Consider the following 23,903-nt stretch of genomic DNA (forward strand, 5'->3'; position numbering starts at 1 on the left):
GCCCCCTTTACTTCGCGCCCTCGACGCCCAGCGACACGAAGTCGTACTTGCCGCTGTAGGAGGTGGCGATGTACGCGTTGGTCAGCCGGTCGCTGCGCCACAGCAGTGCCTTGTCGTAGACGATCGGCAGGTAGTAGGCGTCCTCCATCACCCGGTGGTTGATGTCGGAGTACAGCTGGCCGGCCTTGTCGGCGTCGGTGGTGGCGATGGCCTGGTCGAACTCGCCGTTGATTGCGGGGTCGTTGATCTCCGAGTAGTTGTTGTTGCCGTTCGGCAGGATGAACCGGCCGTCCACCAGCGGCTGCAGAAAGCCCTGGCCGGTGTAGAAGTCCGGCCCCCAGCCCATGATGATCAGGCCGTAGCCCTTCTTGTGGACCACGTTGGGCACGCCGATGATGTTCGGTGTCTGCGCGCCGTCGTACTGGTCGATCTGGGTGTTGATGCCGACGGCCTTGAGCGAGGCCTGGAGGGCGACGGCGGAGGCCACCTCGGCGGGCTTGTTGTTGCGCACCGCGATGGTGGTGGAGAAGCCGTTCGGCTTTCCGCACTGCTGGAGTTCGGACCTGGCCTTGGCGAGGTCCGGCGCGCCGCCGTTGCTGGTCTGGCCGAACGGGTCGTACTTGACGTCGGCGCCCTTGACGCCGTCGGGCAGCATGTTGGTGCCGATGTCGCCGCCCGCGACCGGGCCGCCGCGCGCGGTCTGCAGCGCCTTGTGGTCGGCCGCGTAGATGACCGCCCTGCGGCAGTGGATGTTGTCGAGCGGCTTGATGGCCGGGACCAGTGAGACGTAGCGGATGTAACCGGTGGTGGGGTCGTCGGTGCTCGCCTTGAGCTTCGGGTCCTGCAACACCTTTACCCTGGCGGCCTGTTGGAGCCCGGTCTGGTTGAGGTCGAGGTCGGCGTCACCGCCCAGCATCTTGCTGTCCAGGTCGTCCGCGTTGGAGCCGTAGGTGACCTCGACGCGGTCCGGCAGGGCGGGGCGGATCGGGTCGGAGGACTTGTTCCACCTGTCGTTGCGGACCAGCACGAGCGTCTTGTTGGGCTGGTAGGTGAGGAACTTGTACGGGCCGTCGGAGAACGGCCGCAGCCCGTACTTGGCCCCGGTGTCCTTGGACCGCTTGACCGGCGAGCCCTCCGGCAGCGCCAGCATCTGCTCGAAGTCGCCGTTGGGCTTGGCCAGGTGGAAGACGACGGTCTGGCTGTCCGGGGTGTCGATCGACTTCAGCCCCAGCTTGTCGGACGAGGGGTCCTTGTACGGGCCGGGGTACTTCTGGCCGTCGTCGAGGTTCTGCATCAGCCAGATCGGACCGCCGGTGATCACGTCCTGCGCCCAGGTGCGTTCGATGCCGTACTTCACGTCCTGGGCGGTGACGGGCGAGCCGTCCTCCCAGGTGGCACCGGATCTCAGGTGGTACGTGTACGTCCTGCCGCCGTCCGTGACCTGCGCCAGCGAGGTGGCCAGGTCCGGCACCAGCCTCAGGCTGGCGTTGCCCGGTTTGTTGTCGTACGTGATGAGCTGGCGGGTGTAGTAGCGGGCGAAGTCCCACATGAAACCGTAGTAACCACGTTGCGGGTCGAGCGAGTCGAAGTCCTGGGCGGCGGTGAACCGCAGGGTGCCGCCCTTGGCGGTGGACGGGTGGACGACGCCGGTGGCCGCGGTGTTGAAACCGGCCGCCGTGCCGCCGCCGCTGGAGCCGGAGCCGCCGCTGCACGCGGCCGTGCCGAGCAGTGCGGCGAGGGCGACGGCGGATCCTGCCGCCAGGGTGAGCCGGGTGGACCGAGGGGACATCACGGGTGTCTCAACCTCCATGATCGGTCGGCGCGTTGGTGGGTTCAGCGGGTGCCCTTCGGGTCCAGCGCGTCACGCACACCGTCGCCGAAGAGGTTGAAGGCCAGCACGGTGACGAAGATCGCCAGGCCCGGGATGATCATGAACATCGGGTCCGCCTGGAAGACGGTGACGGCCGTCGCGAGCATCTGGCCCCAGGACGGCGTGGGCGGCTTGACCCCGGCGCCGAGGAAGCTCAGCGCCGCCTCGGTGAGGATGTTGGTGGGGATCATCAAGGTGGTGTACACGGTGATCGGCGCGATCAGGTTGGGCAGCAGCTCCCGGAAGAGGATGTAGCCGCGGCCCGCGCCCAGGCTTCGCGCCGCCTCCACGTACTCGCGCTCGCGCAGCGCCAGGGTCTGGCCGCGCACGATCCGCCCGACGTAGGGCCAGCCGAAGAAGCCGATCACCACGATCAGCACCGCCATCCGCACCCCGGAACCGGTGAACCCCCACAGCGAGTCGGGCACCACGGATACCAGCGCGATGATGAACAGCAGTTGGGGAAACGCCAGCAGCAGATCCATCACCCTGCTGACCAGCGCGTCCACCCAGCCGCCGAAGTACCCGGCGACGATGCCGAACAGGGTGCCCAGCAGCACCGCGACCACCGCGGCCAGGAACGCCACCAGCAGCGACACCCGCGCCCCGTAGACCACCCTGCTGAACATGTCGCGGCCGTTGACCGGTTCCACCCCGAACAGGAAGTGGCGGCTGATGCCGCCGAAGGGGTGGATCGGCGTGCCCAGGTTGGGGTCGATCTGGTCCTCGTGCAGTTGGTCCGGCGGATGCCCGAGCAGGCCGACGATCTGCGGCGCGAAGACCGCGACCAGGACCAGCAGTACGACGACCGCGCCCCCGACGAGCGCGACCTTGTCGCGCCTGAGCCGCAGCCAGGCGATACGGCCCGGGGAGCGGCCCTCGATGGCCTTGGCCGGAAGGTCGGCGGTGATGTCGGCGGGCGCGGAACCTGCTGCGCCGGGCTCGTGCGGCGGTGCGCTCATCGGTCCTCGTGGGTCCTCGGCCGGAGATCTCCGGCGGCGGCGGAGGGGGCGACGTACGTGGGGCACCTTGCGGCGCGAGTCTGTTGTGTGACCTAGATCACTAGCCAGATCCCGGGGGGAATGGATGCGCAACCGTGATCTGGGCAGTGACCTTCCGTTATCGCTCTGTCGTTAACGGACAGGCACAGCCGTGTTTCCGGAAGATACGGTCGTCCCATGGACAACCGACTACGAGCCGTCTGCGACCTGATGGTTCCCGTCGTCCGCGAGATGGCCGGGCTGCACGAGTACGACGGTGTCGTACAGGACCTGTCGCCGGAGGGCGTACGGCGCTCGCTGACCGCGCTGGCCAGGGCCCGGCGGGACACGCCGGTCCGCCGCGACCCGCATGACGAGGCGCATCTGGCGGTCTTCGAGGAGGGGCTGCGGGTGCAGTTCGGTGAGCTGGAACTGCACCGCAGGGACCCCTATCTGCACCTGTCGAACCTCGAACTCACCGCGTACGACCGGGAGTACGCGCCCGCGCCGGAGCGCGCCGCGGCCCGCCGCAGGCACCTCGCCCAGTGGCCGGACGCCGTGGACGCCGCGATCGCCTCGCTGGACCAGGTCAGCGCACCGGTGGCGAGCGCACTGCTGACGGCGGTACGCGGCCTGGCGGCCGGGCTCGATCCGGCACGGGACCAGGAGACGGCCACCGCGCTCGTCGCACACCAGCGGCTGGTCGCGCACATCGCCCGGGCCGCGGAGACCGGTGATCCGGACCCCCGGCTGGGCGGCGCGGCGCTCGCCGCCCTGATGGGTAGTCAGGAAGGTGTGGACGTCGACCTGTCGGCGCTGGCCGAGACGGCGGAGCGGGAACGGCAGCGGCTGGCCGAGCTGTTGGCAGAGGCCTGCCGGGCGCTCGATCCGCACAGGCCGGTACGGGAGTTGGTGCCCGAGCTGCTGGCGGACCACCCCGACGCGGACGGGGTGATCCCCGAGGCGGCCGAACTGGCCGCCGAGGTCATCGAGTTCACCCGCGAGCGTGGACTGGTGCCGTACCTCGACGGGGAGTGCCGGGTCGGCCCGGCACCGGAGTCCCGGCGCTGGTCGTCGGCGATGATGACGTGGGCGGCACCGTTCGAGGCCGACGCCCCCTCCTGGTACCACGTCACTCCGCCCGGCGCGGGGTGGTCCGCGGCCGAGCGGGAGGAGTGGCTGACCCTCTTCAGCCGCACCGGGCTGCCCTCGGTGACCGTGCACGAGGTGGCCCCCGGGCACTTCGCACACGGCCGGGCGCTGCGGCACGCTCCCACCGACGTACGGCGGGCACTGCACTCGTTGACGTTCTGCGAGGGGTGGGCGCACTACGCCGAGGAGATGTGCCTGGAGGAGGGGTTCCGGGCGGGCGATCCGCGGTTCACCATCGGGGTGGCGTTGGAGGCGCTGGTGCGGGTGACCCGGCTGACCTGCGCCATCGGACTGCACACCGGTGCGATGGATGTCGTGGAGGCCACCGAACTCTTCGTCCGCGACGCGCACCTGGCCCGTGCGGCGGCCGCGTCGGAGGCCCGCCGCGGCACGTTCGACGCGGCGTACGGCCGCTACACGTGGGGCAAGCTGGAGCTTCTTCGCCTCCGCGAGGAGGCCAGGAAGCGGTGGGGTTCCGGGTTCACCCTCCAGCGCTTCCACGCCGCGCTGCTTTCCCTTGGCTCCCCGCCACTGGGCCTGCTGCCCGCAGCGCTGTCCGGCTGACACCGGGGGTGCGTCTTGAGTGGCGGTGCGCTTCTGGGTGCGGTGCGTTCGGGCACCGCGCCGCCCGTGGCGGGATCGGTCTGGGAGGCAAGCCCCCAGCCTCCCGGCTAAGGGGTGCACCCACTCGCACCGGGGCGCACCCAACTACTCGTCCTCGCCCGGGGCTTGCCCCCGAGGTGAATCCACGGCGGCGAGCAGCCCCCGCGGCAGACGCCGACGGTGTCAAAGCGCGCCGGAGCCCCGCGAACTCCCGTCGGCGAGGCGCTAGTAGGGGCGTTGCGGCCAGCCCGGGGTGGGCGGGGGCCAGGCCGCGCTCCCGGCCGACGGCGCCGGGGCCTGGCCCGCCGCGCGGTCGTAGAACGGCCGCGCGGCCCGCATCCACATCGCCACGGGATCGAACTCGTCGGCCAGTGACACCGTGGACAGCGCCAACCCGTCCGGCGCCGCCGCGGCGGCCTGCCGCATCATCGTCTGGACCGCCTCCACCGCGTGCGGCCCCGTCTCGTACAGGCCGACGCCGATCGCCAGGAAGGGCTCGCCGAGCGTCGGCCGTACCCAGGCCACGCACAGCGTGCGCACCGCCGGCGTGTGCTGGGCGTGCTGCGACAGCGCGGCGTAGAACTGCGGCATCTGCACGGTGGGTTCACTGATCTGCAGCGGCCCGGCGGGCAGCCGGTCGAGCCCGCAGGCGATCCGCCGCAGGTCGAGCCAGGGCACTCCGACGCCCCCGCCGGGGGCGTGCGGGTTGAGCCACAGCCCGTACCGCTCCCGGTACAGTTCGGCCGCGACCTCGCGCCCGGTGACCAACTCGTGCGCCCGGTTCCACCCGCTGGCCGCCAGCTCCTGCGCGGAGGTGACGCACGGCGCGTACCCGTACCCGCCGACGTCCATGTTCCCGTACTGCGCGTCGGGCGAGCCGGGTTGGCCATGCCAGAGCAGCATCCACACCTGCCCGTCGGCCAGTGCGCGCAGCAGCGCCTCGTACATGTCGTAGCGGCCGGGCGCCACTTGGCGCAGCGCGTCCTCCACGCCTGCGTTCACTTAGGGGTCCGCCCCTTCCGTCGCTCGGTCCGCCCCGTCCGCCAATCAGGCCCCCCAGCCTAGCGGCGGGGCCCCAGAAGGGCCCGGGTCCCCGCTCTCAGTCGCGCGCGAAGAACGGCCGAACGCGTTCGTGCATCCAGTCGCCCACCGGATCCTGGGCGACGTCCAGCAGCACCAGGTTGACCGTCCACGGCACCGGCACCGCGCCGAGGGCGCGGCCGAGCGCGTTCATCGCGGCGGCCCGGTCCTCCTCCTGCCAGCGGTCCAGCTCGACGCCGACGAACAGCGTCGGCGGCTGTCCCTCCACCGACCCCAGCACGCGGCGTGCCGAGAGCACCACAGGGGTGATCGCGAACTCGCCCGCGGCGGCCGCGAGGAAGTCCACCGGCTCGTCGTCGGGCCCCGGCTCCCACAGCCGTACCCGGCCGCCGCCCGGCGCCCCGCCCCGGCAGAACTGCTCGACCGCGGCGGCGGGCAGCCGCAGCCCCACCGCGCCGTCGGGGTTGATCGCGATACCGGCCCGCGGTGGCAGCCCGCGGGCGAACTCCAGCGCGGGTGCGACCGCGAAGGGCATTCCGGGCGCGACCCGCACCAACTGCTCCTCGGAGCTGAACACCGGTATGTACGCGGCGCCGTCCAACTCCATCGCGGGCAGGTCGAGATCGGGGCTGTCCGGCCCGCCGCCGTTCGGCAGCGGCACCCACAGCGGGGAGCGCCCGAGCACTTCGAGCACCCGCGGAATGGCGCCGGGCTCACCGAGCGCGGCGGAGAGCACCTCTTCCAGTTCGTTGCCGGGCCAGCCGCCGCCGTGCGGCAGCCCGGGCTGCGCGGTCCCGTACGGCTCGTGCTCCCCCGATCCGTAGCCGTACTGCGCCGGAACGTTCATCTCCACCCCACCTGCGGTCATCGTCGTGCCTGGCGGAACCCTAGCGGCCCTGGCCGGTACGCCGCGCGGCGTGTAATGATGCACGCGCCAACTCCATACCGGCCGTTCGAGTCCGTGCGGGAGAGTTCCCGGCGACGTGCGAAAGCGTCACCGGGGCGCCGAAGGAGCAAGTCCTCCCTTGAATCTCTCAGGCCCCGTTACCGCGCGGATGAGGCACATCTGAAAAGCGGGTGGCCCCGGCCACCCCACCCAAGGTGCAAACCGCGCCCCGTCCGGGCCGTGGTGAACCTCTCAGGTTCGATGACAGATGGGGAGGATTGTCATCGCCACGCCTCATCGTCCGCACCTGGGAGCCCGTAAATGACCACCGCCCCCGCCGCTCCACGCCGTACCGCGCTGGACGCGGTGCACCGCGCGCTCGGCGCGACCATGACCGACTTCGCGGGCTGGGACATGCCGCTGCGCTACGGAAGCGAGCGCGACGAGCACAACGCCGTGCGCAACACCGCCGGGCTGTTCGACCTCTCGCACATGGGCGAGATCACCGTCACCGGGCCGCAGGCGGGCGAGGCCCTGGACTTCGCGCTGGTCGGCCATCTGTCCGCGCTGGCGGTCGGCCGCGCCCGGTACACCATGATCTGCGCCGCCGACGGCGGGATCCTGGACGACCTGATCGTCTACCGCCTGGGCGAGGCCGAGTTCATGGTCGTCGCCAATGCCTCCAACGCCCAGGTGGTACTGGACGCGGTCATCGACCGGGTGTCCGGCTTCGACGCCGAGGTGCGCGACGACCGGGACGGCTACGCGCTGATCGCGGTGCAGGGCCCCCAGTCCCCCGCCATCCTGAAGTCGCTGACCGACGCCGACCTGGACGGCCTGAAGTACTACGCGGGCCTGCCCGGTACCGTCGCCGGCCGGCCCGCGCTGATCGCCCGCACCGGCTACACCGGCGAGGACGGCTTCGAGCTGTTCGTCTCCCCCGCCGACGCTGAAACGTTGTGGCAGGCACTCACCGACGCGGGCACGCCGTACGGGCTGGTTCCCTGCGGGCTGTCCTGCCGGGACACCCTGCGCCTTGAGGCGGGCATGCCGTTGTACGGGCACGAGCTGACGACGGCCCTGACGCCGTTCGACGCCGGGCTCGGCCGCGTGGTGAAGTTCGACAAGCCCGGCGACTTCGTCGGCCGCCGGGCGCTTGAGCTGGCCGCCGAGCAGGCCGCCGCGAACCCGCCGCGCAAGCTCGTCGGGCTGGTCGCGCAGGGCCGCCGGGTCCCGCGCGCCGGGTACCAGGTGACAGCCGAGGGCGGCACGGTGATCGGCGAGGTCACCTCCGGCGCGCCCTCGCCCACCCTGGGCAAGCCGATCGCCATGGCCTACGTGGACGCCGCGCACGCCGCGCCCGGCACGCCCGGCGTCACGGTGGACATCCGGGGCAGCCACGAGCCGTATGAGGTCGTGGCGCTCCCCTTCTACAAGCGGCAGCGTTGATCATCCGCTGACCGCCGATCCCATCAGCACGAAGGTCCCCAGGGCCGACCCGCCCGAACGCCCACCCGCCGCATCGGCACGGCTTTACATCCGGGAGAATTCCGTCATGAGCATCAACCCCCAGGAACTGCGTTACAGCAAGGAGCACGAGTGGATCTCCGCCGCCGAGGCGGGCGTGTCCACCGTGGGCATCACCTCGCACGCCGCCGACGCGCTCGGCGATGTGGTGTTCGTCCAGCTGCCGGAGGTCGGCGACAGCGTGACCGCGGGCGAGAGCTGCGGCGAACTGGAGTCCACCAAGTCGGTGAGCGACCTGTACGCACCGGTCAACGGCGAGGTCACCGAGGTCAACGAGGACGTGGTCAGCGACCCGTCGCTGGTCAACTCCGCCCCCTTCGAAGGCGGTTGGCTGTTCAAGGTCCGGGTCACCGAGGAGCCCGACGACCTGCTGACCGCCGACGAGTACACCGCCTTCATCAGCGGCTGACCGGGGAGAACCGATGTCACTGATCAACAGCTCGCTGCACGAGTTCGACCCGGAGGTCGCGGCGGCCGTCGACGCCGAGCTGCGCCGTCAGCAGTCCACCCTGGAGATGATCGCGTCGGAGAACTTCGCTCCGGTCGCGGTGATGGAGGCCCAGGGTTCGGTACTGACGAACAAGTACGCCGAGGGCTACCCCGGACGCCGCTACTACGGCGGCTGCGAGCACGTCGACGTCGCCGAGCAGATCGCCATCGACCGGGTCAAGGAGCTGTTCGGCGCCGAGGCCGCCAACGTCCAGCCGCACTCGGGCGCGCAGGCCAACGCGGCGGCGATGTTCGCCCTGCTCAAGCCGGGTGACACCATCCTGGGTCTGAACCTCGCGCACGGCGGGCACCTCACCCACGGCATGAAGATCAACTTCTCCGGCAAGCTCTACAACGTGGTGCCGTACCACGTCGACGCGCAGACCAACCGGGTCGACATGGCCGAGGTGGAGCGGCTGGCCAAGGAGCACCGGCCGCAGCTGATCGTGGCGGGCTGGTCGGCGTACCCGCGCCAGCTGGACTTCGCCGCGTTCCGCCGGATCGCCGACGAGGTCGGCGCGTACCTGATGGTCGACATGGCGCACTTCGCCGGTCTGGTGGCGGCGGGGCTGCACCCGTCCCCCGTGCCGCACGCGCACGTGGTGACCACCACCACGCACAAGACCCTCGGCGGCCCGCGCGGCGGCGTGATCCTGTCCACCGCCGAGCTGGCCAAGAAGATCAACTCCGCGGTCTTCCCCGGCCAGCAGGGCGGTCCGCTGGAGCATGTGATCGCGGCCAAGGCGGTGGCGTTCAAGGCCGCGGCCACCGAGGAGTTCCGGGAGCGGCAGTCCCGTACCCTGGAGGGCGCGAAGATCCTCGCCGAGCGGCTCACCCGGCCGGACGCGGTGGAGGCGGGCGTCTCGGTGCTCTCCGGCGGCACGGATGTGCACCTCGTCCTGGTCGACCTGCGCAACAGCGAGCTGGACGGCCAGCAGGCCGAGGACCGGCTGCACGGGATCGGGATCACGGTCAACCGCAACGCGGTGCCGAACGACCCGCGTCCGCCGATGGTCACCTCGGGCCTGCGGATCGGTACTCCCGCGCTGGCCACCCGTGGCTTCGGCGCGGACGAGTTCCGTGAGGTGGCGGACATCATCGCCGAGGCGCTCAAGCCGTCCTTCGACGCGGGGACGGCCGAGGGCCTCAGGGCGCGCGTGACGGCGCTCGCCACCAAGTTCCCGCTGTACCCGGGCCTGAACTAGCCCGCAGCCGGTTGACGGGGCACCGCGCACACTGGGAACAGTGCGCCGGTGCCCCGCGCCACGCACCACCCCTGCGCACCACCCGCGCGCCGACAAAGGAGTCCCATTGGCCATCTCGGTCTTCGACCTGTTCTCGGTCGGCATCGGCCCGTCCAGCTCGCACACGGTCGGCCCCATGCGCGCCGCCCGGCTGTTCGCCCTCCGGCTGAAGAACGAGGGCCTGCTGGCACACACCGTCTCGGTGCGCGCCGAACTCTTCGGTTCGCTGGGCGCCACCGGTCACGGGCACGGCACGCCGAAGGCGGTACTGCTCGGCCTTGAGGGCGACGCGCCGCGCACGGTGGACGTGGACACTGCGGACGACCGGGTGGAGCGGATCCGTACCTCCGGGCGGCTGCGGCTGCTCGACGCGCAGGAGATCGACTTCGACTTCGACCGTGACCTGATCCTGCACCGCCGCCGCTCGCTGCCGTACCACGCCAACGGCATGACGCTGTTCGCCTACGACGCCGAGGGCGCGCCGCTGCTGGAGAAGACCTACTACTCGGTCGGCGGCGGTTTCGTGGTGGACGAGGACGCGGTCGGCGAGGACCGGATCAAGCTCGACGACACTGTCCTGAAGTACCCGTTCCGCACCGGTGACGAACTGCTGCGGATGGCGCGGGAGACCGGTCTGTCGATTCCGGCGCTGATGCTGGAGAACGAGAAGGCATGGCGCACCGAGGCGGAGATCCGCGCCGGGCTGCTGGAGATCTGGCAGGTCATGCAGGACTGCGTACGCCGCGGCATGACGCGTGAGGGCATACTCCCCGGCGGCCTGAAGGTGCGCCGCAGGGCGGCGGCCGCCGCCCGCCAGCTGCGTGCCGAGGGCGACGCCGCGCCGCGGGCCATGGAGTGGGTGACGCTGTACGCGATGGCGGTCAACGAGGAGAACGCGGCGGGCGGCCGGGTGGTCACCGCCCCGACCAACGGCGCGGCGGGCATCATTCCGGCGGTGCTGCACTACTACGTCAACTTCGGGGCCGGCCACGCTTCCGAAGCAGAGAAGGAAGAGGGCGTCGTCCGCTTCCTGCTGGCGGCCGGTGCGATCGGCATGCTGTTCAAGGAGAACGCCTCGATCTCCGGCGCCGAGGTCGGCTGCCAGGGCGAGGTGGGCTCGGCCTGCTCCATGGCCGCGGGCGGCCTCGCCGAGGTCCTGGGCGGCTCCCCCGAGCAGGTGGAGAACGCCGCCGAGATCGGCATGGAGCACAACCTCGGCCTGACCTGCGACCCGGTCGGCGGCCTGGTCCAGATCCCGTGCATCGAACGCAACGGCATGGCCTCCGCCAAGGCCGTCACCGCCGCCCGCATGGCCCTACGCGGCGACGGCCGCCACCACGTCTCCCTGGACAAGGTCATCAAGACCATGAAGGAGACGGGCGCGGACATGAAGGTCAAGTACAAGGAGACCGCCCGCGGCGGGCTCGCGGTGAACGTCATCGAGTGCTGAGCGGATGGACCTGACCTGCGACTTTGCCTCTTTCAGAGCTGTCGGGGCCTTCCCTTCTTACCTGGTGGATTGTCCCCGAAAAGTCCCCGGGACAGAGCTGAAAGTCCCCGAAAAGTCCCCAGGAAATCTCCAGCACGATGGGCGCTGACCAGCCCATTCGGGTCACTGGCCAAGCCCGTCCGCCGACGGGGAGCGCCGGAGGGCAGGTGCTCCGGCCTCGGAACTGCGGCTGCTGGACCGGCTGCCGGAGCCCGTCTGCGACAGTCGGTGCACAAGGTCACCACCGAGCCGTTCCCGGACGGCTCCTTCGACGTGATCCACGCCCGGCTGGTGCTCAGCCGTCTCCCGCAGTGCGACGACGTCATACGTTGCGGCACGAGCAGCTCGGGCTCGGCTGCGGCGTCGGGCTGTGAGAGCCGGGGTGATGCGCAAGCTCGTCTTCGTCGACCGACTGCTGGCCACACCGGTGAATCTGCGCCATGGAACCACTCATGACGTGCTGATCGGGTTCGACTCCCCTGGGCTCCACCCGGCAAATATCATCTGACCTGCGGAAACCATGATGTATAGGTGCTTTTGTGCCAGTTTCAACCCGCAGGTGCACGGTCGGCCGTCGAAGGTGGCACTGCCAGTGACAGTCTCCCCAGGAGTGCTGTCAAGGGGGATCTGGCTGGTGGGAGCGGGGCCCAGGAGTCTGGGGAGCATGACAACCGCTGATACCGCCGCGACGGCAGAAGCCGCGCAGTCGACGCCAACCGCCGTACGGATGACCGGGCGCCAGGTCGCCGCCCTGGTGGTGCTGCTGGCGTCGCAGTTCATGATGGCCGCCGACTTCTCCGTGCTGAACGTGGCGCTGCCCGAAGTCGGCACGTCCCTCGGGTTCTCCACGGGGAGCCTGCAGTGGATCACCACGACCTTCGCCTTGTGTGCCGCCGGGTGCACGCTGGTCTTCGGCCGGGTCGGGGACTATGTGGGCCGCCGGCGCATCTTCACCGTCGGCATGGTCGTCCTGACCGTCTCCTCGCTCGTCGGTGGCGTCGCCCAGTCGCCGGCGATGCTGCTGGCCGCCCGTACGCTGCAGGGCCTGGCCACCGCCGCCGTCACGCCGGCCGCGCTCGCCCTGCTCACCACCGCCTTCACCGAGCCCGCGTTGCGCACCAAGGCCCTCGGCCTCAACAGCGTGATGATGAGTTCCGGCTTCAGTGTCGGGGCAATCCTGGGCGGTGTCCTCACGGACGTGTTCTCCTGGCGCTGGGCCTTCTTCATCAACATCCCCGTGGCCATCGCGGCGATCGTCGTCGTGCCGATGGTCGTCGACGAGAGCCGGGCCGAGCAGCGCAGCCGGATCGATCTGCCGGGTGCACTGCTGATCACCCTGGGGCTGTTCGCCGGGATCTACGGCGTCACCCGCGTCGGCGAGGAGGGCCTGGACTTGACGGCCAGCATCGCGCTGATCGTCGCCGCCGTGCTGCTGGGTGTCTTCTGGGCCGTGGAGAGCCGTACCGCCGACGCCCTGGTCCCGGTGAAGATCCTCAAGAAGCCCGACATCGCCTTCGGCAACCTGGCCGCGCTGTTCATCTTCGGCGGCGAGACCGCGCTGATCTTCTTCACCGGTCTGTACGTCCAGAACGTGCTCGGCCTGTCGCCCCTGGTGGCGGGCCTGGTGCTGCTCGGTATCGGCGTCGGCCAGATCATCGCCGGCACCGTCGGTCCGCGCATCCTCCAGCGGGTCTCGCCGCGCACGATGCTCGGAGTCTCCCTGGCTTTGCAGGGCGCGTTCATGCTGCCGGCGCTGTGGGCGACCTCGGAGTCCGTCTGGCTGGTCCCGCTCATCGTGACCCAGTTCGTGAACGCCTTCTTCTCCATGATGGCGGCGCTGTGCTTCATGGTCATCGCCACCTCGTCCGTCGACGCCGACGCGCAGGGCATGGCGACCGGCATGGCTACCCAGAGCCAGCAGGTCGGCATCGCAATCGGCATCCCGCTGGTGAGCGCGGTGTTCGCCGCGGGCATCGGGCAGGGCACCGTGACCACCGCCGAGGAACTCACCGGAATCCACACGGCGATCGGCGTGGCCGGCTTCTCCCAGCTCGCCGTGGGTCTTCTGCTCTGGCTGGTGCTGCGACGCAAGGCGGAACAGCAGTAGCGGCAGCCACCGCGCCGGACGGACGCGGTGGCCGGTACGGCCGGGAGTGCGGCGGGTTCCGCTCTCCCGGCCGTTGTGGCACCAGTCACCGTGGTTCCAGGCGACGTTGCCCATGCCATAAGGGAGTTCATAATGAGAAAGGTGGACCAGATCGTGAACACCGACCTCGGCAGTTATCTACGACAGATGCGCGAGCGTGTCCGGCCGGAGCAGAGGGGGCTGCGGACCAGTGGCTCGCGTCGAGTGCCGGGGCTGCGCCGAGAGGAAGTGGCCGCGCTGGCGGGGGTGAGCCAGACCTACTACACGCGTCTCGAGCAGTCCCAGACCGCGCATGCCTCGCCGCAGGTGCTGCTCTCCATCGCCCGCGCCCTGGATCTCAGCACCGACGAACGGGACTACCTGCTCAAGATCGGCACACCGGTACAGGATCCGCACCAGCCAGCGCCCCAGGCCGACCAGCTCAGCCCCAGCACCAAGATGCTGATGGCGTCGCTGGGCAATGTGGCGGCGGCAGTGCTGAACTACCGGTGCGACATCCTGGCCTGGAACTCGCTGTACCACAAACTGTTCGCGCCGCACCTCGACTTTGACGTCACCGAGGACGGCGACCGGCGGCCCAACATCATCAAGATGAACTACCTCGACGACAACGTCCGGGCGCTGTACGCGGACTGGGCGGCGGAGTCCGAGTCGAACGTGACGTATCTGCGGTTCATCTCCGGAAACCACCGGCACGATCCGCGGCTTGCTGAGTTGATCGGTGAACTGACCATCCAGAGCGAGGAGTTCGCGGCGCTCTGGTGCCGTCAGCGGGTGTCCAACTGCATCGAGGGGACGAAGCTCTTCGACCATCCGGTCGTCGGCGAACTGGAGTTGATGTACCAGTCCGCGGACCTGCAGGACGGCAACATCCTGAAGTTCTACCACGCGGAGCCAGACTCCCCGCACGAGGCGGCGCTGCAGCTCCTCACGGTGGATCTGGACTCCGTGCACCACCGCTGAGCGGCCTCTTGAGGGCCTTCAGCTTGCCGACGGGGAGGACGGTGATGGCGAAGGACATGCACGGGCCGAGGGTGGGCTGCCTGATGCAGTCCTTGAGGTCGTTGAGGCCAAGGAGTTCCCAAGTCACGGCAGTCAGCGTGGGATCGGGCGGCGTGGTGTCGATTGCGTCGTCCGCATCACGGCTTGCGGACTCGGCGGCGTTGCGGGCGGTGATTGCCGACTTGGCCGCCTGAGTAGAGGAGTTCTCCGCGCTGGTGGCGGCAACGTCAGCGTCGTGGGCATAACCCTGGGCCTGTTTCGCCGAGTTCGCTGCCTGAGTGGCTGCCTTCTGCGCGTCGGTTGCGGACTTGTGGGCGTCGGCTGCGGCCTTGGCGGCGAGCCAGCTGTTCTGTCGGGCCTTGGCCGCGATCACGGATGCCTGCGCGATCAGGCCCTTCATCTGGGCGCTGTGAGTCGCGGCGAGCTGATCCATACAGTCAGCCATATATCGGCCGACCTGAAGGAAATTATCCAACTGGTCCGCAGGCCCCGACAGGCACGCAAAGCGCTCGGCTGAGAAATCCCAACCGAGCGCTTGGCTAAGCTCCTGGCCGCGGCCGCATGGTCGAAGCGGCCGCATGGTCAAAGGTATTGACACTCCACCTTGAATTCGCCAACCGGGCCGGCTTTCTTCGGTACTGCTGCGAAGTCTCTGAATTGTACCGCTGGACCTGCTTCCGCCCTCACGTGGAGCCGCCTCCATGCCCTCGGCGGGCATGTCAGGGCTTACAAAAGTGCCCTGATCGCTGCCATGCCTCCCTGGTCGGATACCGCAACTGCCACGTTTCCGCAGCATACATAACGTGCTGGCTTTTGGTCGACAAAGACCAACTCAATGTGATCAGCGGTTCGAACGAAACCTATGTCCTCGATGGCCGAGACCGCCGAGACGCTGTGGTTCACGCCATCCGAGCCGTGTCCTAGCCCCCACGGGGTGCGCTCGATGACCGGGGAGTGCTGCTGCGTTTTCGGCTCGGTGGGCAGGGGGCCGGTTCCCGATACCTGCCTGGGTTCCTCGATGACAACTACCTGCACGAGCATTCCGGTAGTGGGATCGACCTTCACCTCAACCTCTCCACCGTTAGAGCCCGAGATCCTTAGGTACAAAGGCGTTTCCAATGGGCGAGGCTCCCAGGTGACCTTCATGGGAATCCAAGGATCGCACTCCAAGCTCGCCTCTGAGCAAGCTATCGAATCAACTACTCGGATCATCTGCATTGCCAATCATTGTAGAGGCAGGGCGTGGATCAATGCGGGGAGTTGACCTTCGCGCCTCGGTGCACTGAATTTCAGCTCCCAGCCGCCGGCCGTGACCACCTTATCAAAAGTGATGCCGCCCCTCGAAGCGTCGCTGACCGCTGCTCGCAGACTGTCGAGCTGCGCCTGGGTCGCCAGATCTAGCTGAGCCTTTGTCGTCCCTCGCTTGGTCATACCCGACAGGTATTCCGCGATATGTTCGGTCGCATTTGGGTGCACCCAGACGTGTACATCGTCGGCAGTTAGCTCGAAAGATTTCGGTAGACTGCTGCCGGGATAATTCGGCTGTGTTGCCTTGATCGCACCCCAGACCGTGCGTGATTCCTCGGCTGCTCCTTCAACGCCCTTGGCTATTCTCTCAACAGCCCTGATTTTGCCGATGGGGAGAACCATCATGGCGAAGGTGGCGCATTTGCCGAGGGTGGGTTGGGTGATGCAGTCCTTGAGGTCGTTGAGGCCGAGGAGTTCCCAGGTGATGGCGGTCAGGGTGGGGTCGGGTGGTGTGGTGTCGATGACGAAGTCGCCGGGGGCCAGTGCGCAGGGCAGGAGGCCTGCGATTTCGTGGTTGGGGCTGGGGATGCAGCGCCGGGGCTGCTTGGCTGCTTCGGCCTTGCGTGCCTCTTGCGCCTTGCGTCGTGCTTCGGCTTCTTCGGCGCGGCGCTTGTCCATCGTGCTCTGCCACGCCTGGGAGGCCAGGGTCTCGGCGTCGTTGGCGCTCTTACCTGCCGCTTGTGCGGAGGTGCGGGCGTCGTCGGCGGCTTCATTGGCTTGCGCGGCGGAGGTGCGTGCGTAGTTGGCGTTGAAGGAGGCCTGGGCGGCGGAGTCGGTGGCGGCGTCGGCGTCGCGGTCGGCGGCGTCGGCCGCGTTGCGCGCGGTGGCCGCTGACTTCGCGGCCTGTGCCGCGGAGTTCTCCGCGCTGGTGGCGGCAACGTCGGCGTCGTGGGCATAACCCTGGGCCTGTTTCGCCGAGTTCGCTGCCTGAGTGGCTGCCTTCTGCGCGTCGGTTGCGGACTTGTGGGCGTCGGCTGCGGCCTTGGCGGCGAGCCAGCTGTTCTGCCGGGCCTTGGCCGCGATCACGGATGCCTGCGCGATCAGGCCCTTCATCTGGGCGCTGTGAGTCGCGGCGAGCTGGTCCTTGCGATCGGCCATGTACTGACCGACCTGGAGGAAGTCGTCCAGTTGGTCGGCCGGACCCGACAGGGCGATCTTGGCCGCTGCCTTCACTTCCGGTCCGCCGTCGTTGACCAGTTTGGAGGCGGCGACGCGTTCGTCGTCGTTTCGGGCGACGTACTGGCCGTTGGCGATGAAGGCGGCCAGGGTTTTGGGCTCGTTGCTTGCCAGGGCGGCCTTGGAGGCTTCCTTGACGCCGGGCCCGCCGGTGTAGTTGATCTGGGAGACCTTCACCCGCAGGTCATCGTTGGCCACGGTGTACTGGCCGGTGGTGTAGAAGTCGGCAACCTGCTGGTCACCGCCCTTCAAGGCATCGACCGCAGCGGTGCGTACCGCCTCGTAGGGGCTTTGGGTGGTGAGCTCGAAGACCTTCTGGCGGGTGTCCTGCGCCTTGGCGTTCTGCCAGCCGGTGCGCAGGTAGTCGAGGACGTCGTTGTCGGTGCCGGACAAGGCTCGGGTGGCCGCTTCCTGACTGAAAGGGCCGAGTTCCTTCAAGGCTTTGAGAGCCAGTTGGCGTCCCTGGGTCGCCAGAGCTTTGGTGTCCGGGTTGGGCTTGGCGGCTTGGGTGGCCAGTGTTTGGGCGGTGTCGTCCAGGCCGCGGGCTTCGCTCAGGGCGGCGGCGGCGTCAGAGGTGGCCTGGTCGTCCTGGTCCTTTTGTGAACGGGCGCGTTCGATGGCGGCGTTGGTGCGTGTGGTGAGGTCTTCTGCCTCGCTCTTGCGAGCGATGTCGAACACCTTCTTGGCGGTCGCAGCAGCCTGCTCGGCGGTGTCGGCGGCCTTCTTGGCGGCGTCGGCATGCTGGTCGGCCTGCTTGGCCGCGTCCGCGGCCTGACCGGCGTGCTTGGCAGCGTCCTCGGCCGCGTCCGCGGCCTTGTTCGCGTGATCGGCGGCCGAATTGGCCGCATCGCGTGCCGCGTAGGCCGCGTCCGCGGACTCATCCGCCAGCGCCTGGGCGGCATTGGCCGCCCGGTTGGCCTCCGCCGCGTGCCGACGCGTCTCCGCAGCCGCCTGCGCCGCTTCGTTGGAGTGGACCCCGGCCGCATCGGCGGCGGCGTTCGCCTCATCCGCCGCATCGGCGGCGGCATTGGCGTCGGCGCCTGCGGACAGGGAGTCCTGCGCGGCGGCCTTGGCTGCCCGGGAGGCGTCCCCGGCCGCCTGGGCGGCCCGCGCCGAAGTGGCCGCGAGCCCCGCCGCCTTACGCGCGGCGGCCGCGGCGTTCTTGGCTTCCGCCGCCTTCCCGGCATTACCGGCCGCAGCGGCGGCGGCATCGTAGGCCCGTGAGGCGGCATCAGCCGCGGCCACCGCAGCGCTGGCAGTCTGCGCGGCCGCCATCGCCGCGACCCGCGCCGACTCGTTCGCCGCGTTCGCCGCACCGATCGCCTCCTGCGCAGCATCGGCAGCCGCCCGCGCGGCGGCCGCCGCCTGCCCGGCCTTGGCCGCCGCCCGCTCGGAGTCGCCCTTGGCCGCCTGGGTTTCCCGAGCTGCCCTTTGTGCGTCCTCCTTTGCCAAAGCCGAGGCCGCCTTGGCGCGTGCGGAGGCTGCCTTGGCAGCATCGGTGGCGGCTTGGGCCCGTACCCCGGCCTTCTGTGCCTGGTCGACGAGTTGGCCGATGGTGGCGTGTTCCTGGTCCTTGTTGCGGGCCACGAACTGCCCGACCTCCAAGAACTCCACGACGTCGTCGGGGGTGCCCTGCAAGGCCAGCTTGCCGGCCGCCTTCACCGCCGGCCCACCATCATTGATGATCTTGGAGACCTCGACTCGGTCGTCGGTCTCACGCGCCTGGTACTGGCCGGCCTTCAAGAACTGGGCGACATCGTCCGGACTGCCCTTCAGGGCAGCCATACCTGCCTGCTTGACTCCGGTGCCGCCGAAGTTGATGACCCGTGATGCCTCCACCCGCTGGTCCTCTTGCAGCGGGGCTTTCCAGCCGTCGATGAGGAAGGTACGCAGTTGGTCCGGGGTGCCATTGAGGGCGTTCTTGGCGGCTTCCCGCACTGCGGTGCCACCCACGTTGAAGATGCGGCTGGCGTCGACGCGGTCGTCATCGTTTTGAATGCTGTCCTTGTCGGCGAGGAACTTCTTGACGTCCTCGCCCGAGCCCACCAGGGCTTTCTCCGCCGCCGCCCTGATTCCCGGGCCACCGTTCTGCCACAGGTCAACGACCAAAGCGCGGTCGGATATCCCGTACGAGTCCTCGTCGTCCGCGGCGGCTGGGCTGGCGCCCAGGAGACTGGCAGCGAGCGTGATCGGCAGCAGGGTGGCGCACGCACCGCGCAGGCCGGGCATGCGTCCGCAGGTTCCCGTTGCCGTGTTCTTGGATGGCGCTCCTGGTGAGCGCGCTGGCCGTTTCACAGGCCCATCCCCCCTGAGAAATATATGAGTTCGGTCCTAGCTCGGCACACATGCGGGTGCGGCTGGTCGAGCCGTGCACCTCGTCGTGGCATGTGGGCGCACTGGCCAATGGGCCGTCATCTGCGGCCAGGCGCAGTGCTTGCGATGTGTACCGGTAGCATCCTTACACAGGCATTACATAGGAAGTTCACAGACGCTTCACTGTTGTGCCGGTACCACCATGAGGAAGGAAAACACCGTGCTACCCACTGGCAGACGGCTCGTCATGACGGGCGTTGCCGGGGCGCTGGCCATCAGCGCCGCAGTTGCGACCCTGACCACCGCGCACGCCGCCCCAGGGGACCCCACACCATCCCCGGCCCCGTCCGTCTCCGCTACGGCTTCTTCCGCCGATGACGCGATGCCCTCAGCCGTGGAGGACTTCGCCTACCCGGGAGCGGCGAAGATCTTCCAGGACCAGCAGATCCTCCTCAAGCGGGGTGACGGCCACATCCTGCTGACCGACTGCAAGTCCCCGCACGCGATCATGGTGGAGTCGCGGACCGCTCAGAAGCAGTTCTGCTTCGCGGTCAGTGGCAAGCAGGGTGAGCTGACCCTCGAGTTGCCCGATGCCTACGGCATCTGGACCCAGGACCATCCCGTCGAGGCCACGGTCAAAAGCGATGACAAGGAAACCGTCGTAGAAGCCGGGAAGAACGACTACCAGCCCTTCGGCGAGTCCGGCACCAGCGGAAAGCGCGCCGTCCTCGTCGAGTTGCGCGTCACCGGCTGAACCCGCCCCTCCTTACGCCAGTTCGCCCCTTCGGCAACCTCCATTTCTGAAAGACGCACACATGCCTGGCAGACGTCCACGTGCCGCGTGGATCACCGCACTTGTCACCACCACCGCCGCCGCGACGGTCGGGCTGCTCACCGGGACGGCAGCCCATGCCGTGGTAGGTGACCCGGCCCAGGACGGCGCCTACCCGTACCTGGCGAAGCTGGACATCACCGTGGGCGACGCGAAGCGCTCGTGTACCGGCACTGTCGTGGACGAGCAGTGGGTCCTCACCGCGAGCAGTTGCTTCGCCGACGACCTCCAGCAAGGCTCCACAGTCGCGGCCGGGGCACCGAAGGGGAAGACCACCGCGACCATCGGCCGCACGGACCTGACCGGCACCACCGGCGCCGTCGTCGACGTCACACAGCTGGTGCCACGCCCCGACCGCGACCTGGTCATGGCCCGCCTGGCCAAACCCGTCACCGGCATACCCGCCCTCGCCATCACCTCCACCGCCCCGGCAGGAGGCGACGAACTCACCGCTGTCGGCTACGGCCGCACCAAGGACGAGTGGGTACCCAACCGCCCCCACACCGGCGCCTTCACCATCGACGCCCCGCAGAACACCACCCTCGCCATCAACGCCAAGCCCGGCACTCAGGCAGCCCTGTGCAAGGGCGACACCGGCGCACCCCTGCTCCGCCAAACCAGCAGTGGAGGCCCCGAGTTGGCCGCAGTGGCCACCCGCTCCTGGCAAGGCGGCTGCCTCGACTCACAACAGACCCGCACCGCGGCACTGGCCACCCGGGTCGACGATCTGGCCGCCTGGATCCAACAGATCCGCTACTCCAGCACCTTCGCCAAAGCGCCCTGGAAGTACGCCCAGCAGATGACCGCCGGTTACTACACCGGTGGCTCGGCAGGCGGCACCCGCCACATGGACCTCATCGTCCAATGGATCGACGGCGAAGTGACCCTCTACCAGGGCGCCGACGGCAACAATCCGGCACGGCCCTTCGCGGCCGAGTACCGCCTGGCACCGTCGAAGGGCGCATGGGCCAAGGCCGTCTCCATCGACAGCGCCAACTTCACCGGTGACAACACCGACGGCCTGATCGTGCGCTGGGACGACGGGAAACTCACCCAGTACACCACCGTCGACGCCCACGGCTTCCACGGCGAGAAGCAACTCGCCGCGCCCAACGCCACGTGGAAGAACGCCCGGCAGATGACCGTTGGCCGCTACACCCCCGGCGGGCGCCGTGACGACCTGGTCGTGGTCTGGAAGGACGGAGAGACCTCCCTCTACACCGATCTCGTCGCCAATGGCGTCAAGCGCGAGACGCAGCTGGCCAAGCCCAACACCACCTGGACCTACGCCGACCAGATCACCTCAGGCGAGTTCGCCGGCAAAACCACCGGTGACCTACTCGTGCGATGGAAGGACGGCGAGACCACCATCTACCCCGGCCTGACCACCAAGGGCCTACCCGGCGAGATGAAAATCGAGAAGGCCAAATCCGCCTGGGCCGACGCCACCGTCGTCGCCGCAGGCGCCTTCACCACCAACACCGTCCCCAACGATGTCCTCGTCCGCTGGAACACCGGCCGCCTCACCCTCTACCCCGGCGTCGACGCCACCGGTCTCCACGACGAGATCCCCCTAGCGCCCTAACGCGGCAGTGCAGCACGGGCAGGGATCGTTCCCTGACCCACCCGGCACGCGGGGCAACCGCCGTAGCGCCACGCCCGGCGGCGTCTCGTTGTCGTCTCCGCCGCAGGGCGTGGTCCGCCCCTCTCCCTTTCCTTCTGGTCGCCGCACCCGACCGGCCGCATGGCCCCGCCCCTGCGCCGACAGCCCCGACGCTCCCCGGCAGCAGACGCCGACGATCCAGGAAACGCACGTGCCTCAACGCACGGAAAGGCATCCGAATCGCATATGAAGAAGCTGATCATCACCGCTGCGGCCGCTGTGGCCCCGGCCGTCGCCCTCACCTCGCCAGCCCTCGCGACGCCCCACACCCCGCCAGCCCACACCATCCCCGACAGCCACCCGACCGGTGCGCCCGCCGCGCCGAGTGCGTCGCCGCTCACCACCCCGGCAACCCCGCCCGTCACCCAGACTGCGATCGACACTCCGCCAGGAGCGATCACCTCCCCGGATGAGGACCGGGCCGCGATCGAGAAGATCCTCGCGGCCCCGAACACCGGGAAGTACCTGCGCGAGGCCGCCCAGCATGCGCTAAACGGCACCGCGGCCGACATGCGGCACTTCCTGGAGACCGGCCAGTACGTCGCGCGGGACAACGACGACCGCATCCGCACGGCCCAGATCATCAGCGTGGGCGGACCAGCAGTGAGCAGAGCCGGCGACCTTGCGCTCAGCAGCGGCGACCGCGAAAAGATCCGCTACTTCCTCGAAGTCGGCCAGTACCAAGCCCGCGATGAGGACAATCGAGCTCGCGTCCGTCAGATCATCGGTGCTAAGACCGCTAGCTCCAACATGAAGGCGGCGGGCCAGGCGGCGTTGCGGGGCACCGCCCAGGACGTGCAGTACTTCCTGGACGTCGAACAGGACAACATCCGCTTCCAAGACGATCGGGTACGTATCGCCCGTATCCTGAGCGGCCCCGTCGGTCCCGCACTGATGAAGGCCGGGCAAAAGGCTTTGGACAGCGACAACCCCGAGATCATCCGTGCCTTCCTCGATGTGGGGCAGTACCAGGCCCGAGCGGCCGACGAAGCCCACGCACACGCCCACCACAAGGCCAAGCCCACTTCGTCCTCGCATCGCAGCAGCGGCAAGCACGCCAAACCCGCCACCAGGTAACCCGGAGAGGCTCCTTTCGAAACGGCTCTGACCGTGGTCCCCCTTCCCCTCCCCAGCTGAGGGGCGGGATTGGGGGACCACCGCCTGGGCTCCAACGTCCACGGCGGCCTGTGCATCGCCCAGCTACCGAGCGCTGATCGCGCTCGCCCACCGCGCGGCCGTGTGCGCCGCCGACTGCGCGGGCACGACGGCGAGTTGGGAGTAGGGCCGCCGACTGCGCGGGCGGGGGGGCGGGTTGGTCAGTGGGCGGTCCAGCCGCCGTCCAACGGCAGGGACGCGCCGGTGATGTGGGCGGCGTGCGCGGTGCACAGCCACAGTGCGGTCTGGGCGACGTCCTCGGGCTCGATCAGCCGCTTTATCGCGGTGCGCTCCAGCAGCACGCGCTCGACGACCTCGGCCTCCGGGATGCCGTGCGCGGTGGCCTGGGCGTTGATCTGCTGCTCCACCAACGGGGTACGTACGTAACCGGGGTTGACGCAGTTGCTGGTGACGCCGTGTGCCGCGCCTTCCAGCGCCACCACCTTGCTGAGCCCCTCCAGGGCGTGCTTCGCGGCGACGTAGGCGGCCTTGTACGGGCTGGCCCGCAGACCGTGCACCGAGGAGATGTTGACCACGCGGCCCCAGCCGCGTCCGTACATGTGCGGCAGGGTGCGGCGGAGGATGCGGAACGGCGTCTCCACCATCACCCGTTGCATGACCGCGAAGCGCTCCGGCGGGAAGTCCTGGAGCGGCGCGACATGTTGTGACCCGGCGTTGTTGACGACGATGTCGGCGTCGTCCGGGAGGGTGTCGACCACGTCGGGGTCGGCGAGGTCGACGACGTGGGCGGTGCCGCCGGTCTCGTCCGCGACCAGCCTGGCCGCCTCCCCGGCCCGGTCCACGACATGGACCCGGGCCCCGGCGGCCGCGAACGCGATCGCGCAGGCCCGGCCGATGCCGCTGGCGCCCCCGGTGACCAGCGCGGTTCGCCCGGCCAGGAAACGGTCACCGACCGTCGGGCGGGGGCTTTGCGGAGTCTCCATGGGCCGACACTACGGCGTGGCGTCACGGGCCGTCAGGTGCCCGGACCATGTGTTCGGCGGCGCGCCTGTGTACATGCGATGGA

At 69.2% G+C, this 23,903-nt stretch carries 19 protein-coding genes and 1 riboswitch; of the genes, 11 read left to right on the forward strand and 8 right to left on the reverse strand.

Going from position 1 to position 23,903, the window contains the following annotated elements; all coding sequences use genetic code 11:
* Positions 1 to 7: 7 nt before the first annotated feature.
* Both P3G67_RS08605 and P3G67_RS08610 read right to left on the reverse strand, forming a co-directional pair.
* Positions 8 to 1,789 carry an ABC transporter substrate-binding protein gene (locus P3G67_RS08605; protein WP_276092901.1) on the reverse strand — a complete coding sequence of 594 codons (1,782 nt, stop codon included), beginning with the start codon at positions 1,787 to 1,789 and terminating at the stop codon, positions 8 to 10.
* A 44-nt stretch (positions 1,790 to 1,833) separates the two neighbouring features.
* On the reverse strand, positions 1,834 to 2,832 hold the full coding sequence (locus P3G67_RS08610) for an ABC transporter permease (RefSeq protein WP_269853112.1): 999 nt from the start codon (positions 2,830 to 2,832) through the stop codon (positions 1,834 to 1,836).
* Between the two features lie 216 nt (positions 2,833 to 3,048).
* On the opposite strand from P3G67_RS08610, the gene P3G67_RS08615 reads away from it, so the two are divergent.
* Positions 3,049 to 4,566: a DUF885 family protein gene (locus P3G67_RS08615; RefSeq protein WP_276092902.1), complete on the forward strand. Its 1,518-nt coding sequence runs from the start codon at positions 3,049 to 3,051 to the stop codon at positions 4,564 to 4,566.
* Positions 4,567 to 4,830: 264 nt separating this feature from the next.
* Here the strand turns inward: P3G67_RS08615 and P3G67_RS08620 are convergent, their stop codons facing one another.
* Both P3G67_RS08620 and P3G67_RS08625 read right to left on the reverse strand, forming a co-directional pair.
* Positions 4,831 to 5,553: an enhanced serine sensitivity protein SseB C-terminal domain-containing protein gene (locus P3G67_RS08620; RefSeq protein WP_276093067.1), complete on the reverse strand. Its 723-nt coding sequence runs from the start codon at positions 5,551 to 5,553 to the stop codon at positions 4,831 to 4,833.
* 151 nt (positions 5,554 to 5,704) lie between these two features.
* Positions 5,705 to 6,493: an enhanced serine sensitivity protein SseB gene (locus P3G67_RS08625; protein WP_391858226.1), complete on the reverse strand. Its 789-nt coding sequence runs from the start codon at positions 6,491 to 6,493 to the stop codon at positions 5,705 to 5,707.
* Positions 6,494 to 6,600: 107 nt separating this feature from the next.
* Positions 6,601 to 6,706: riboswitch (glycine riboswitch) on the forward strand.
* A gap of 147 nt (positions 6,707 to 6,853) precedes the next feature.
* Here P3G67_RS08625 and gcvT point away from each other — a divergent pair.
* The 7 genes from gcvT (at position 6,854) to P3G67_RS08660 (ending at position 14,390) form a co-directional block, all read left to right on the forward strand.
* Positions 6,854 to 7,981, forward strand: a complete 1,128-nt coding sequence (gcvT, locus tag P3G67_RS08630) for a glycine cleavage system aminomethyltransferase GcvT (protein ID WP_276092904.1) — start codon at positions 6,854 to 6,856, stop codon at positions 7,979 to 7,981.
* Between the two features lie 106 nt (positions 7,982 to 8,087).
* Positions 8,088 to 8,468, forward strand: coding sequence for a glycine cleavage system protein GcvH (gene gcvH / locus P3G67_RS08635; RefSeq protein WP_269853116.1), 381 nt, complete (start codon positions 8,088 to 8,090; stop codon positions 8,466 to 8,468).
* A 13-nt stretch (positions 8,469 to 8,481) separates the two neighbouring features.
* Complete coding sequence (glyA, locus tag P3G67_RS08640; RefSeq protein WP_276092905.1) at positions 8,482 to 9,753, forward strand: serine hydroxymethyltransferase; 1,272 nt, start codon at positions 8,482 to 8,484, stop codon at positions 9,751 to 9,753.
* A gap of 106 nt (positions 9,754 to 9,859) precedes the next feature.
* On the forward strand, positions 9,860 to 11,242 hold the full coding sequence (locus tag P3G67_RS08645; protein ID WP_269853118.1) for an L-serine ammonia-lyase: 1,383 nt from the start codon (positions 9,860 to 9,862) through the stop codon (positions 11,240 to 11,242).
* A 424-nt stretch (positions 11,243 to 11,666) separates the two neighbouring features.
* Positions 11,667 to 11,789 carry a hypothetical protein gene (locus P3G67_RS08650; RefSeq protein ID WP_276092906.1) on the forward strand — a complete coding sequence of 41 codons (123 nt, stop codon included), beginning with the start codon at positions 11,667 to 11,669 and terminating at the stop codon, positions 11,787 to 11,789.
* 156 nt (positions 11,790 to 11,945) lie between these two features.
* On the forward strand, positions 11,946 to 13,388 hold the full coding sequence (locus P3G67_RS08655; protein WP_276092907.1) for an MFS transporter: 1,443 nt from the start codon (positions 11,946 to 11,948) through the stop codon (positions 13,386 to 13,388).
* A 132-nt stretch (positions 13,389 to 13,520) separates the two neighbouring features.
* Complete coding sequence (locus tag P3G67_RS08660; RefSeq protein WP_276092908.1) at positions 13,521 to 14,390, forward strand: helix-turn-helix transcriptional regulator; 870 nt, start codon at positions 13,521 to 13,523, stop codon at positions 14,388 to 14,390.
* Here the strand turns inward: P3G67_RS08660 and P3G67_RS08665 are convergent.
* The 3 genes from P3G67_RS08665 to P3G67_RS08675 all read right to left on the reverse strand — a co-directional run bounded on the left by P3G67_RS08665 (position 14,356) and on the right by P3G67_RS08675 (position 19,142).
* Positions 14,356 to 14,862: a hypothetical protein gene (locus P3G67_RS08665; protein WP_276092909.1), complete on the reverse strand. Its 507-nt coding sequence runs from the start codon at positions 14,860 to 14,862 to the stop codon at positions 14,356 to 14,358. The genes P3G67_RS08660 and P3G67_RS08665 overlap by 35 nt on opposite strands.
* A 293-nt stretch (positions 14,863 to 15,155) precedes the next feature.
* Positions 15,156 to 15,647, reverse strand: a complete 492-nt coding sequence (locus P3G67_RS08670) for a hypothetical protein (RefSeq protein ID WP_276092910.1) — start codon at positions 15,645 to 15,647, stop codon at positions 15,156 to 15,158.
* A gap of 6 nt (positions 15,648 to 15,653) precedes the next feature.
* The gene (locus P3G67_RS08675) at positions 15,654 to 19,142 is read right to left on the reverse strand and encodes an ALF repeat-containing protein (protein WP_276092911.1); all 3,489 of its coding nucleotides are present in this window, start codon (positions 19,140 to 19,142) and stop codon (positions 15,654 to 15,656) included.
* Between the two features lie 331 nt (positions 19,143 to 19,473).
* Between P3G67_RS08675 and P3G67_RS08680 the strand changes: the two genes are divergently transcribed.
* The 3 genes from P3G67_RS08680 (at position 19,474) to P3G67_RS08690 (ending at position 22,798) form a co-directional block, all read left to right on the forward strand.
* A complete protein-coding gene (locus tag P3G67_RS08680) occupies positions 19,474 to 19,980 on the forward strand; it encodes a hypothetical protein (RefSeq protein ID WP_276092912.1) in 507 nt (168 codons plus the stop codon).
* Positions 19,981 to 20,041: 61 nt separating this feature from the next.
* Entirely contained in the window at positions 20,042 to 21,643 is a 1,602-nt protein-coding gene (locus P3G67_RS08685) for a S1 family peptidase (protein ID WP_276092913.1), read from the forward strand.
* Positions 21,644 to 21,907: 264 nt separating this feature from the next.
* The gene (locus tag P3G67_RS08690; RefSeq protein WP_276092914.1) at positions 21,908 to 22,798 is read left to right on the forward strand and encodes an ALF repeat-containing protein; all 891 of its coding nucleotides are present in this window, start codon (positions 21,908 to 21,910) and stop codon (positions 22,796 to 22,798) included.
* 239 nt (positions 22,799 to 23,037) lie between these two features.
* Here P3G67_RS08690 and P3G67_RS08695 read toward each other — a convergent pair whose 3' ends face one another.
* The gene (locus tag P3G67_RS08695; protein WP_276092915.1) at positions 23,038 to 23,820 is read right to left on the reverse strand and encodes a 3-hydroxybutyrate dehydrogenase; all 783 of its coding nucleotides are present in this window, start codon (positions 23,818 to 23,820) and stop codon (positions 23,038 to 23,040) included.
* Positions 23,821 to 23,903 lie beyond the last annotated feature (83 nt).

The organism is Streptomyces silvisoli (assembly GCF_029269905.1).
In the GTDB taxonomy this organism is placed as follows: Bacteria; Actinomycetota; Actinomycetes; order Streptomycetales; family Streptomycetaceae; genus Streptantibioticus_A; species Streptantibioticus_A silvisoli_A.

What these genes read in the sequence shown, in the direction of transcription:
- P3G67_RS08660 (WP_276092908.1), top strand. Translation starts at nt 13,521, where the DNA reads ATGAGAAAGGTGGACCAGATCGTGAACACCGACCTCGGCAGTTATCTA.
- P3G67_RS08605 (WP_276092901.1), bottom strand. Translation starts at nt 1,789, where the DNA reads ATGTCCCCTCGGTCCACCCGGCTCACCCTGGCGGCAGGATCCGCCGTC.
- gcvT (WP_276092904.1), top strand. Translation starts at nt 6,854, where the DNA reads ATGACCACCGCCCCCGCCGCTCCACGCCGTACCGCGCTGGACGCGGTG.
- P3G67_RS08675 (WP_276092911.1), bottom strand. Translation starts at nt 19,142, where the DNA reads ATGCCCGGCCTGCGCGGTGCGTGCGCCACCCTGCTGCCGATCACGCTC.
- glyA (WP_276092905.1), top strand. Translation starts at nt 8,482, where the DNA reads ATGTCACTGATCAACAGCTCGCTGCACGAGTTCGACCCGGAGGTCGCG.
- gcvH (WP_269853116.1), top strand. Translation starts at nt 8,088, where the DNA reads ATGAGCATCAACCCCCAGGAACTGCGTTACAGCAAGGAGCACGAGTGG.
- P3G67_RS08655 (WP_276092907.1), top strand. Translation starts at nt 11,946, where the DNA reads ATGACAACCGCTGATACCGCCGCGACGGCAGAAGCCGCGCAGTCGACG.
- P3G67_RS08695 (WP_276092915.1), bottom strand. Translation starts at nt 23,820, where the DNA reads ATGGAGACTCCGCAAAGCCCCCGCCCGACGGTCGGTGACCGTTTCCTG.
- P3G67_RS08650 (WP_276092906.1), top strand. Translation starts at nt 11,667, where the DNA reads ATGCGCAAGCTCGTCTTCGTCGACCGACTGCTGGCCACACCGGTGAAT.
- P3G67_RS08625 (WP_391858226.1), bottom strand. Translation starts at nt 6,493, where the DNA reads ATGAACGTTCCGGCGCAGTACGGCTACGGATCGGGGGAGCACGAGCCG.
- P3G67_RS08665 (WP_276092909.1), bottom strand. Translation starts at nt 14,862, where the DNA reads ATGGATCAGCTCGCCGCGACTCACAGCGCCCAGATGAAGGGCCTGATC.
- P3G67_RS08680 (WP_276092912.1), top strand. Translation starts at nt 19,474, where the DNA reads ATGACGGGCGTTGCCGGGGCGCTGGCCATCAGCGCCGCAGTTGCGACC.
- P3G67_RS08620 (WP_276093067.1), bottom strand. Translation starts at nt 5,553, where the DNA reads ATGTACGAGGCGCTGCTGCGCGCACTGGCCGACGGGCAGGTGTGGATG.
- P3G67_RS08610 (WP_269853112.1), bottom strand. Translation starts at nt 2,832, where the DNA reads ATGAGCGCACCGCCGCACGAGCCCGGCGCAGCAGGTTCCGCGCCCGCC.
- P3G67_RS08690 (WP_276092914.1), top strand. Translation starts at nt 21,908, where the DNA reads ATGAAGAAGCTGATCATCACCGCTGCGGCCGCTGTGGCCCCGGCCGTC.
- P3G67_RS08670 (WP_276092910.1), bottom strand. Translation starts at nt 15,647, where the DNA reads ATGCAGATGATCCGAGTAGTTGATTCGATAGCTTGCTCAGAGGCGAGC.
- P3G67_RS08615 (WP_276092902.1), top strand. Translation starts at nt 3,049, where the DNA reads ATGGACAACCGACTACGAGCCGTCTGCGACCTGATGGTTCCCGTCGTC.
- P3G67_RS08685 (WP_276092913.1), top strand. Translation starts at nt 20,042, where the DNA reads ATGCCTGGCAGACGTCCACGTGCCGCGTGGATCACCGCACTTGTCACC.